General features: G+C 74.1%; 13 protein-coding genes. All 13 read left to right on the top strand.

Features of this window, described 5'->3' with window-relative positions; translation table 11 throughout:
- Positions 1-156: 156 nt before the first annotated feature.
- The 13 genes from ABD901_RS49310 to ABD901_RS49255 all read left to right on the top strand — a co-directional run bounded on the left by ABD901_RS49310 (position 157) and on the right by ABD901_RS49255 (position 10,503).
- The gene (locus ABD901_RS49310) at positions 157-951 is read left to right on the top strand and encodes an alpha/beta fold hydrolase (RefSeq protein ID WP_345139899.1); all 795 of its coding nucleotides are present in this window, start codon (positions 157-159) and stop codon (positions 949-951) included.
- Complete coding sequence (locus tag ABD901_RS49305; RefSeq protein WP_345139895.1) at positions 938-1,513, top strand: TetR/AcrR family transcriptional regulator; 576 nt, start codon at positions 938-940, stop codon at positions 1,511-1,513. Before ABD901_RS49310 ends, ABD901_RS49305 begins: the two co-directional genes overlap by 14 nt.
- A gap of 94 nt (positions 1,514-1,607) precedes the next feature.
- A complete protein-coding gene (locus ABD901_RS49300) occupies positions 1,608-2,192 on the top strand; it encodes a dihydrofolate reductase family protein (protein ID WP_345139892.1) in 585 nt (194 codons plus the stop codon).
- Positions 2,193-2,280: 88 nt separating this feature from the next.
- Positions 2,281-2,730, top strand: a complete 450-nt coding sequence (locus ABD901_RS49295; RefSeq protein ID WP_345139889.1) for an RrF2 family transcriptional regulator — start codon at positions 2,281-2,283, stop codon at positions 2,728-2,730.
- Between the two features lie 28 nt (positions 2,731-2,758).
- Complete coding sequence (locus ABD901_RS49290) at positions 2,759-3,181, top strand: cupin domain-containing protein (RefSeq protein ID WP_345139886.1); 423 nt, start codon at positions 2,759-2,761, stop codon at positions 3,179-3,181.
- A 104-nt stretch (positions 3,182-3,285) separates the two neighbouring features.
- On the top strand, positions 3,286-3,360 hold the full coding sequence (locus tag ABD901_RS59325) for a putative leader peptide (protein WP_350544119.1): 75 nt from the start codon (positions 3,286-3,288) through the stop codon (positions 3,358-3,360).
- A gap of 109 nt (positions 3,361-3,469) precedes the next feature.
- Positions 3,470-5,011 carry an ABC transporter substrate-binding protein gene (locus ABD901_RS49285; protein WP_345139883.1) on the top strand — a complete coding sequence of 514 codons (1,542 nt, stop codon included), beginning with the start codon at positions 3,470-3,472 and terminating at the stop codon, positions 5,009-5,011.
- On the top strand, positions 5,008-6,024 hold the full coding sequence (locus tag ABD901_RS49280; RefSeq protein WP_345139880.1) for an ABC transporter permease: 1,017 nt from the start codon (positions 5,008-5,010) through the stop codon (positions 6,022-6,024). The genes ABD901_RS49285 and ABD901_RS49280 overlap by 4 nt, the downstream gene beginning before the upstream one ends.
- Positions 6,021-6,803 (top strand): ABC transporter permease, encoded by a 783-nt coding sequence (locus ABD901_RS49275; RefSeq protein ID WP_345139877.1) that lies wholly within the window; start codon positions 6,021-6,023, stop codon positions 6,801-6,803. The genes ABD901_RS49280 and ABD901_RS49275 overlap by 4 nt, the downstream gene beginning before the upstream one ends.
- Positions 6,790-7,752 (top strand): ABC transporter ATP-binding protein, encoded by a 963-nt coding sequence (locus ABD901_RS49270; RefSeq protein ID WP_345139873.1) that lies wholly within the window; start codon positions 6,790-6,792, stop codon positions 7,750-7,752. The genes ABD901_RS49275 and ABD901_RS49270 overlap by 14 nt, the downstream gene beginning before the upstream one ends.
- Positions 7,749-8,696: an ABC transporter ATP-binding protein gene (locus ABD901_RS49265; RefSeq protein ID WP_345139870.1), complete on the top strand. Its 948-nt coding sequence runs from the start codon at positions 7,749-7,751 to the stop codon at positions 8,694-8,696. The genes ABD901_RS49270 and ABD901_RS49265 overlap by 4 nt, the downstream gene beginning before the upstream one ends.
- On the top strand, positions 8,693-9,808 hold the full coding sequence (locus tag ABD901_RS49260) for an LLM class flavin-dependent oxidoreductase (RefSeq protein WP_345139867.1): 1,116 nt from the start codon (positions 8,693-8,695) through the stop codon (positions 9,806-9,808). The genes ABD901_RS49265 and ABD901_RS49260 overlap by 4 nt, the downstream gene beginning before the upstream one ends.
- Positions 9,805-10,503 carry an alpha/beta hydrolase gene (locus tag ABD901_RS49255; protein ID WP_345139864.1) on the top strand — a complete coding sequence of 233 codons (699 nt, stop codon included), beginning with the start codon at positions 9,805-9,807 and terminating at the stop codon, positions 10,501-10,503. The genes ABD901_RS49260 and ABD901_RS49255 overlap by 4 nt, the downstream gene beginning before the upstream one ends.
- Positions 10,504-10,510 lie beyond the last annotated feature (7 nt).

The raw sequence follows: 10,510 nt of genomic DNA, 5'->3' as shown, positions 1-10,510 counted from the left end.
CCCGCGCCGCGCGCCCCCGCGCCGCGCGCCCCCGCGCCCCACCCCCGCGCCCTGCGCCTCGCGCCCTCCTCTCGCGCGCCCCGCTCCACGCCCGCGCTCCGCGCGTCCACCCCAGGGCCCTTGACAGCATTGGCTAATGGCATTAGCTTTTTGGCTATGACGATGAGCTTTGTGAACGAGAACGGGAAGATTGCCTACGACGACACGCTGGGTGACGGGGCGCTGGTGCTGTGCCTGCCCGGCCTGGGTGTCACGCGCCGGACCTACGCGCCGTTCGTGCCCGAGCTGGTCGCCGCCGGCTACCGGGTCGTCACCGTGGACCTGCGCGGCGAGGGCGAGAGCGACGCCGTCTGGTCCGACTACTCGCCGGAGGCGATCGCCCGCGACGCGATCGCGCTGCTGCGCCACCTCGATGCCGGGCCCGCCGTGCTGTTCACCAACTCCTACACCGGCGCCACCGCGATCTGGGCCGCCGCCGAGGCCCCGGAGCTGTTCTCGGCGATCGTGCTCTCCGACCCGTTCGCCCGGGTCATGCCCCGGCCCAACCCGGTCATGCGCGCCGCCGCGTGGGCGGTGCAGACGTTCCGCCCGCTGTGGGTGACGTACTGGGCGTCGCTGTACAAGTCCGCGAAGCCCGACCCGCAGGAGAAGGCGGCCCTGTCGGCCAACCTGGCCGAGCCCGGCCGCATGGAGGCCCTGCGCGCGATGCTCGCCGCCGACGTCTCGGTCTGCGAGGCCCGCACGCCCGAGGTCCGCACCCCGGCGCTGGTCCTCATGGGCACGAAGGACCCCGACTTCCCCGACCCGGCCGCCGAGGCCCGCCTGATGGCCGGCCGCCTCTCCGGCACCGTCGCGATGGTCGAGGGCGCCGGGCACTACCCGCACTCGGAGCGCCCGTCCTCCACGGCCGCCGCCGTTCTCGCCTTCCTCGCCGAGCGTGTCCGTGCCTAGGGCCGGCCTGACCCCCGCCGCGGTGGTCGACGCCGCACTGCGCGTCGTCGACCGCGCCGGCCCGGCGTCGCTGACCCTGGCGGCCGTGGCGGCGGAGTGCGGCGTGGCCACCCCGTCGCTCTACAAGCACGTGGCCGGCCTGCCGGAGCTGCGCTCCCTGCTGGCGGCCCGCGTGCTGGACGATTTGACGGCGGCCGCCACGTCCGCGGTCCTGGGCCGCAGCGGCGACGAGGCCCTGGAGTCCCTGATGCGCGCCTACCACGCCTACGCCACCGACAACGCCCGCCGCTACGCCCTGGTACCGCAGCGCCCCGACCCCGACCCATCGGTCGCGTCGGCCGCGCAGCGCCTGGTCGCCGTCATCTTCGCCGTCTTCAAGGCCTACGACCTGACCGACGCCCAGGTGGTCCACGCCACCCGGGTCCTGCGCGCCGCCATGCACGGCTTCGCGACCCTGGTGTCCGAGGGCGGTTTCCAGATGTCCGAGGACCTGGCGACGACGCACGCCGTCCTCACCGCAACCCTGAAGTCCCTCCCGCCCGCCGCCAGAGCGACCGCTTAACTGCCGCCCGAAGCTGTCGATTTTCGAGCCGGGTCGTTCGTGTGGGAGGTGACGGCCGCGGGTGCGCGGCATCCACCAACGGAGGGACAGGTTCATGCGTTCGATCTCGGTCACGATGAGTGTCACGCTCGACGGTGTCGTGCAGGGCCTCGGCCGCCCCGACGAGGACACCCGCGGCGGTTTCGCCCATGGCGGGTGGGGCCGGCGGTACACCGACGAGGTGATGGGCCGCGAGATGGCCAAGGGCATGGCCCGGCCCGGCGACATGCTGTTCGGCCGCCGCACGTGGCAGGACTTCATCACCGCATGGGCGGACCGGACCGATGGCAATCCGTTCACGACGCACATGAACGCGGCGACCAAGTACGTCGTGTCGAGGACCCTGGCGGATGCGGACGGCTGGCAGAACTCCATCCTGCTGCGCGGGGACGCGGCCGACACGGTGGCCGAGCTGAAGGCCCGGCCGGGGCCGGACCTGTCGATCATCGGCAGCGCCTCACTGGTGCACGGCCTGCATGCCGCCGGCCTGATCGACCGCTACTCGTTCCTGGTGCATCCGCTGACCCTGGGCACCGGCACCCGCCTGTTCGAGGGCTCGGCCCCGCTGACCGAGTTCGACCTGACCGGCACCGTCACGACCACCACGGGCGTGATCATCGCCCACTACACCCGCCGCTGAGGGCAATGGATACAAACTCCAGTCTCTTGGTATGGTTTGGGCCGCCAAAGCTCCAACCGCTCCACCACGCCGCTGGAGGAACTGCCCGATGCGCATCTCGGCGAAGGCGGACTACGCGATCCGCGCCATGGTCGAGCTCGCCGCCGACGCGGGCCGCCCGCTCGTGTGCGAGGGGATCGCGGCGGCGCAGGGCATCCCGTACCGCTTCCTGAAGGCCGTCATGCGCGACCTGCGCCGGGCCGGGCTCGTGCGCAGCCAGCGCGGCTGCGAAGGCGGCTACTGGCTCGGGCGCGCCGCCGGCGCCATCACCCTCGCCGACGCGGTCGCCGCCGTCGACGGCGAGCTGCTCACCGTGCACGGCGAGGACCCGAACGACCTCGCCGAGGCCACCCGTGCGCCGGCGGTGACCGCGGTGTGGCGGGCGATCCAGGCCCGCACCGAGGAGATCCTCACCGGCGTCACGATCGCCGACCTGCTGACCGAGACACCGCGCGAGCCGGCCGCGTCCCTGCTCGGCCTGGTGCACACCCGCGGCTGAAGCCCGACCGTCCGAAGGAGACACTTCCATGGCCGACCAATGGCACGCGCCGCTGCGCCGCATCAAGGGCGCGGAGCTCACCGGCGACACCATGCAGACCTCCGGCATGACCCGCCTGGAGGCCATCTCCGGCAAGGCCGTCGGCGCCGAGCGGCTCTGGATGGGGCGCACCCACGTCGCGCCGGCCAGCGGCTCGGGCGACCACCACCACGGCGACACCGAGACCGCCATCTACGTCGTCTCGGGCCACCCGGTGTTCGTCTTCGCCGACGGCGAGCGCGAGGTGCGCCTGGAGACCGAGCCTGGCGACTACGTCTTCGTGCCGCCGTTCACCCCGCACCGCGAGGAGAACCCGGGCGAGCAGGAGGCCGTCGTGGTCATCGCGCGCAGCAGCCAGGAGGCCGTCGTCGTGAACCTGCCGAGCCTCTGGACGCCGGTCGACGAGGCCTGAGCGACGGGCGCAACTCCTATTAAACCTATCGAGTTTGTCTCGATAGATAAGACACATCCCGATGGCTATTGACGGCCACTCCGGCGCCTCCGCATGATGGGCTCATGACATCGACCCACCCCGGCGTGGCACGGCGCTACGTCGACCTCCGGCGCACAGCCAGCGCCCTCTGTCGATAAGTCATTCCGGCTCACCCACTCGCACCCGCGCACCTTCCTGACGCCTGCCCTCGACCCGGCCGGCGCGCTTCCGTGCACCCTTTTCGCGTTTCGAAAGGCATCCGCCCGCATGAAGAACTCTGTCGAACTGAGCCGCCGGTCGTTGCTCGGCCTGGGCGCCGCACTGGGCGCCGCGACGCTGCTCGCCGCCTGCGGCGACGGGACCACCGGCCCCGGCGCCGGCGGGGCGGGCGGCGGCACCCTCAAGTGGGGCTGGACCCTGCCGACCAGCTGGGACCCGGTCACGTCGTCGGCCGGCTGGGACGTGCACGTGTTGTCGCTGGTGTACGCCGGGCTCACCAAGCTCGACGAGCGCGGCAACGCCGTACCGGCGCTCGCCACGAGCTGGAAGTACAACGCCGACGGCACCGAGGTCACCTTCACGCTGCGGCCCGGCCTGACGTTCAGCGACGGCACGCCGCTGGACGCCGCCGCCGTCAAGAAGAGCCTCGAGCGCGGCCGCGACCTCCCCAAGTCCCTGGTCGGCCCGCAGCTGGTCAACGTCAAGGACGTCGCGGCGCCGGACAGCGGTACCGTCAAAATCACCCTCGGCGCGCCGGACTTTCAGATCCCGAACCTCTTCGCCGGCAAGACCGGCATGATCGTGAACCCGGCCGCGTTCGCGAGCAACGCCGAGGCCCTGGCCACCAAGCCCGCCGGCGCCGGCCCGTTCACGCTCACCTCCTACACCCAGAACGCCAAGGCCGTCCTGGCCAGGAACCCGTCCTACTGGGACGCGGGCAACATCAGGCTGCCGGGCTTCGAGGTGTACCCGCTGCCCGAGGCGGCCACCGTCGTCGCCGCGCTGCAGTCCGGGCAGTACGACGTCGCGCAGATCCCCGGCAGCCAGGTCGACGCGGCCAAGGCCGCCGGCCTGCAGGTCCAGGCGATCCCGTCGCTCGTCGTCGCCGTCCTGGACGTCAACGTCGCGAAGAAGCCGTTCGACGACCCGAAGGTCGTCGAGGCGCTGCACTACGCCGTCGACCGGGCGGCGCTGCTCAAGACCGCCGCGTTCGGCCACGGCGAGGTCGCCTACCAGCCCTTCCCCAAGGGCTACGCCGGCTACAACCCCGCTCTGGAGGGCGTGTACGCGTACGACCCCGACAAGGCCAAGCGGCTGCTGGCCGAGTCGAGCTACCACGGCGCCCCCGTCGACGTGGTCATCAGCACCTCGGCCGCCGCCGGCGTCCCCGAGCAGCTGCAGTCCCAGCTGCAGGCGGTCGGGTTCAAGCCCACCATCGAGGTCATCCCGCAGGCGCAGGCGACGCAGCTGGTGTACGTCCAGCACTCCCGCGCCCTGTTCGTCGACCAGTTCGCCGGGCGCGACTCGGCGGTGCAGGCCTTCCAGGTGCTCTTCGGCAAGGAGGGTCTCATGAACCCCGGCCGCGTCCAGCCCCAGGAGCTCGCCGACGCCCTGGCGAAGGTGAGCCGCACGCCGCTGGACGACCCGAAGTACCCGACCGTGCTGCAGGAGGCGACCGCGCTCGCGGTGCGCAGCATGCCGAACACGTTCCTGTACACCGTGCCGCGCATCCTCGCCCGCCGCGCCGCCGTGTCGGCGATCCCCGAGTTCACCGTCGTGCAGCGCTTCGAAGGGGTGACCGTGTCATGACCACGCTGCTCGAACGCCCCGAGGCGCCGCCGCGGTCCGCGCCGCCGGCCGGTGACCGGCCGAGGCGGCGCCGCCGGCGCTGGATCGGCGCGAGCGTCACTCCCGTCGTGGTGTTCCTGTTCTCCTCGCTGATCACCTTCACCCTCGGCGCGCTCTCGCCGAGCAACCCGGCGGCGGCCGTGCTCGGCGAGACCGCCACCCCGGCCGACATCGCCCGCATGAACCACGAGTTCGGCCTCGACCGGCCGTTCCTGGTGCAGTACGCCGACTGGCTCGGCAGCGCCTTCACCGGCGACCTCGGCCGCTCCTACTTCACCACGATCCCCGTCGCCGACAGCGTCTTCACCGCCCTGCCGGTCGACCTGGCCCTCGCCGGCCTGGCGGTGCTGCTGGCCGTGCTGCTCGGCGGCGCCGCCGGCATCGGCGCCGCCCTGCGCCGCGGCGGCCGCCTCGACCGGGCCGTCACGTTTGTGGCCTCGGCGCTGGGCGCCCTGCCGCCGTTCGTCATCGGCATCGGGCTCATCGTCGTGTTCTCGGTGCTGCTGAAGGCGCTGCCGGCCGGCGGATACGTCGGGCCACAGCACGGCCTGCTGCCCTGGCTGCGCTTCGCCATCCTGCCCGCCCTCGCGCTGTCGCTGGACATCGCCGCGAACATCGCCCGGCAGCTGCGCACCTCGCTCGTCGCGCAGCTCGGCGAGAACTACGTCACCGGCGCCGTCGTGCGCGGCCTCGGCACGCGGCGGGTGCTGTTCGGCCACGCGCTGCGCAACGCGATCGGCCCCGCGCTGACGGTGCTGGGCGTGGGCGTGCCGACGGTCCTCGGCGGCGCGATCGTCACCGAGAAGATCTTCAACCTGCCGGGCCTGGCCCAGCTGACGCTGCAGGCCGCCGCGCAGCACGACGTGCCGGTCATCCAGGGCACCCTGCTCGTCACCATCACCGTCGTGCTGGCCTGCAACACCCTGGTCAACCTGGCGCTGCTGCGCCTGACGCCGCAGGGGCGGCGGTCATGAGACGCCTCGCCCTCGCCCTGCTCGCCGTCGTCGGGCTGCTCGCCGTCGCCGGCCACCTGATCGCGCCGCACGACCCGCTCGCGCAGGCGCCGGAGCTCGCCCTGCACGGGCCCTCGTGGGTGCACCCGTTCGGCACCGACTACCTCGGCCGCGATGTGCTCAGCCGGCTCGTCGCCGGCACCGGCACCACCGTCGTCGCCGCCGTCGAGAGCGTCGGCGCCGGGCTGCTGCTCGGCGTCCTGCCGGGCCTGGCCTCGCTGTGGTTCGGCCGCGGCGTCGAGTGGCTGCTGCTGCGCGGCTCCGACGCCATCATGACCCTGCCGTTCATCGTCTTCGCCGTCGCCGTCACCGGGATCCTCGGCAACGGCCTCACCCAGGCGATGCTCGCCATCGGCGTGCTCTTCGCGCCGCTGTTCTTCCGCGTCACCAGGGCCGCCGGGCTCGCCCTGACCCGGGCGCAGTACGTCGAGGCCGCCGAGCTCTTCGGCGCCTCCCGATGGCGGATACTGCGCACCCACGTGTGGGGCAAGGTCGCGCCGACGGTCGCCGTCACCGCCGCGCAGGCCACGGGCGGCGCGCTGCTGGCCGTGTCGTCGCTGACGTTCCTCGGCATCGGCGTGCAGCCGCCCGCGCCCACCTGGGGCGGCGTCCTCGCCAGTGACCTGGGCTTCCTCGCCCAGCAGCCGTGGGCCCCGGTGATACCGGCCGCGCTCATCGCCCTGACGGTGGCCGCGCTCAACACCCTCGCCGACGACAGGGGGCTCCGTGCTGCGCGTTGACGACCTGCGGGTCACCGTCGGGGCGGAGGGGACCGAGGCGGTACGCCAGGTCTCGCTCACCGTCCACAAGGGAGAGTCGCTCGGCCTCGTCGGCGAGTCCGGCTCCGGCAAGACCCTCACCTGCCGCGCCGTCCTCGGCGTCCTGCCGCCCGGCGCCACCGTCGCCGGTGGCCGGATCACCCTCGACGGCACCGACCTGACCACGTTGGACCGCCGCGGCTGGGACCGCATCCGCGGCGGGCGCGTCGCCGCCGTCTTCCAGGACCCGGCCTCCTACCTCAACCCGTCGCTCACTGTCGGCCGCCAGCTCGCCGAGCAGCTGCGCCTCAAGCGCGGCCTGCGCCGCGGCGAGACCCGCGCCGCCGCCGTCGAGCTCCTCGAGGCGATGGGCATCCGGCGCGCCTCGGCGGTCTTCGGCCAGTACCCGCACGAACTGTCCGGCGGCATGCTCCAGCGCGCCCTCATCGCCATCGCCGTGGCCGGCGACCCCGGCCTGCTCGTCGCCGACGAGGCCACCACCGCCCTCGACCCCGCCGTGCAGGCCGAGGTCCTCGAGCTGCTCGCCGACCTGCGCGAGCGGCGGGGCCTCGCCCTGCTGCTGGTCAGCCACGACCTCGCCGTGGTGGCGCAGGTCTGCGACCGCGTCGCCGTCTTCTACGCCGGCGAGATCGTCGAGCAGGGCCCGACCGCCGACGTCATCGCCAACCCCCGGCACCCCTACACCGAGGCCCTGCTGCGCGTCGCGTCCCTCGGCGACTGGCGCCGCCGCGACCTCGCCGTCATCCCGGGCCGGCCGCCCGAGCCCGGGGCGTACCCACCGGGATGCCGCTTCGCCGCCCGGTGCGGCTTCGCGACCGAGCGCTGCGCCGAGCCGGTCGGACTGGCAGGAGTGGACGACCGCGTCGTGCGCTGCGTGCGGGCCGCCGAGCTGGCGCTGGTGGGCGCATGAGCACCCTGCTGGACATCCAGGACCTGTCGGTCGAGTACGACCGGCACCGGGTGCTCGACGGCGTGAGCCTGGCCGTCCGTACCGGCGAGATCCTCGGCATCATTGGCGAGACCGGCTCCGGCAAGACCACCCTCGCCCGCGCCGTCGCCGGCCTCGCACCGGTCCACGGCGGCCGGATCGCCTTCGACGGCACCGACCTCACCGCCCTGCGCGGCCGGGCCCGGCGGGCGTGGCGGCGCACCGGCGCGCTGCAGTACGTGTTCCAGGACCCGCTGCGCGCCCTCGACCCGCAGCACACCGTGGGCACCATCGTGGGGGAGGGGCTCGCCGTCGCCGGACGGCAGCGCCCCGCCGAGATCGCCACGCGGGTCAGCGACGCGCTGACCCGCGTCGGCCTCGACCCGGCCCTCGCGGCGCGCCGCCCCGGCGAGATCTCCGGCGGGCAGCGCCAGCGCGTCCTGCTCGCCCGCGCCCTCGCCGTCGAACCCCGCCTGCTGCTGTGCGACGAGCCGGTCTCCGCCCTCGACGCCTCCAACCGCAACCACGTCCTGCGGCTGCTCGCCGGCCTGCGCGACACCGCCGGCGTCACCGTCGTGGTCATCTCGCACGACCTGAGCTCCCTCGCCGGGATCGCCGATCGCGTCGCCGTGCTCTACGGCGGCCGGCTCGCCGAGCACGGCCCGATCGGCGACGTCCTCGCCGCGCCCCGCCACCCGTACACGGCCCTGCTCGTCGCGTCGGCGCCCAGCGTCCGCCGCGAGCGGGCGGTCCCGGCGGCCCGGCTGCGCGGCACCGGACCCGGATACGACGGCGGCTGCAACTACTCGGCCCGCTGCCCCTTCGCCACCGCCGCGTGCGCCACCGCGCCGGCACTGTCCACCGTGGACGGCGACCGCGCCGTCGCCTGCCACCACGCCCTCGCAGATTTGGAGTTCACGTCATGACCGTCGAGTTCATCGGCATGATCGGCACGCAGCACGCCTCCGAGATCCACGCACCGTCCGGGCCGGTCATCGACCCGGAGTACACCCGGCGCTTCGCCCGCGCGCACGAGGACGCCGGCTTCGACCGGATCCTCATCGGCTACGGTTCCGGCTGGCCCGAGGGCGGCCAGGTCGCCGCGCACGTCGCCGCGCACACCGACCGCCTCGGCCTGCTCATCGCCCACCGCCCGGGCTTCGTCGCACCGACGCTGGCCGCCCGGACGTTCGCCACCCTCGACCAGTTCAGCGGCGGCCGCGTCGCCGTGCACACCATCACCGGCGGCAACGACCACGAGCAGCAGCGCGACGGCGACTACCTCGGCAAGGACGAGCGCTACGCGCGCACCGACGAGTACCTGCAGATCCTGCGCCGCGCGTGGAGCTCGCCGGAGCCCTTCGACTTCGACGGCGCGTACTACCGCTTCGCCGACTTCTCCGCGCACGTCCAGCCGGCGCACCGGATCCCGCTGTACTTCGGCGGGTCCTCCGAGGCGGCGTACCGGGTCGGCGGCAAGCACGCCGACACCTTCGCGCTGTGGGGCGAGCCCCTGGCCGAGACCGCCGAGCAGATCGCCTCGGTCCGCAACGCCGCGCAGGCCGCCGGCCGCGCCGAGCCGCCCGGCATCAGCGTCTCGTTCCGCCCGATCCTCGGCCCGACCGAGGAGCTCGCCTGGGAGCGCGCGCACGCGATCCTCGACACGATCACCACCGGCCGCGCGAACTGGCCCGCCCGGGCGTGGCGCACCGACGGCCCGCCGCAGAACGCCGGCTCCCAGCGCCTGCTCGCCGCTGCGGAGAAGGGCGACCTGCACGACCGCGCGCTGTGGACCGCGCCCGCGAAGGCGTCCGGCGCCGCCGGCAACTCGACCGCGCTCGTCGGCACGCCGGAGACCGTCGCGCAGGCCCTCCTCGACTATGTCGACATCGGCGTCACCACCATCCTGATCCGCGGTTACGACCCGCTCGACGACGCCATCGACTACGGTCGCCATCTCCTTCCGCTGGTACGCCAGGAGCTCGCCCACCGCGCCGCCACCGCCCGCACCGAGGCCGCCACGGTGGGCGCCCGATGAGCGCGACGGTCGGCGCCCCCGTGGTCGCCGGCGCGCGCTGGGACCCGCCGGCGGCGATCGCGGTGCGCGGCACGGTGCTGCTGCTGCCCGGCCGCGGCGAGCACGCCGGCGTCTACGACCGCTTCGGCCGGCGCCTCGCCGCCGACGGGTACGCGGTGCGCTGCGCCACCCCGGACACGCTCGCCGAGCTGGCCGAGGACGCCGTGCCCCCGCTGGTGCTCGCCGGCTCCGACACCGGCGCCCTGCACGCCCTGGCGTCCTCGGCGGCGGTGCCGGCGGCCGGCGTGATCGCCGTCGGCGTGCCGTGGCAGGCCCCGGCCGCGACCGGCGGGCTCGAGTGGGACGCCGAGCTCGACGCCCGCAGCGCCTGCCCGACCCACCGCTCCCGCCTCGACGCCGACGCCGGCTTCGAGCGCGGCGCGCTCACCTCGGCGGTCCCCGAGGCCCTGCACGAGGCCGCACGACCGGCCCTGGTCGCCGTGCCGGTGCTGGTCATACACGGCGAGGCCGACCCGATCGCCCCGGTGCAGGGCGCCCGCGCCCTCGCCGCGGCCCTGCCCCGCGCCGAGCTCGCCACCGTGCGCGACGGCCGGCACGACTCGCTCAACGACGTGGCCCACCGCATGGTGGCCGCGCACGTCGTGCAGTGGCTGGAGCGCCTCCGCACGGGCGCGCCCATACTCACCGTCTCCTGATCGGGGG

This window comes from Dactylosporangium darangshiense (assembly GCF_039537565.1).
GTDB classification, from domain to species: Bacteria; Actinomycetota; Actinomycetes; order Mycobacteriales; family Micromonosporaceae; genus Dactylosporangium; species Dactylosporangium darangshiense.
The sequence above is the reverse complement of the archived record's forward strand: the minus strand, read 5'-3'. Positions and strand labels throughout refer to the sequence as shown.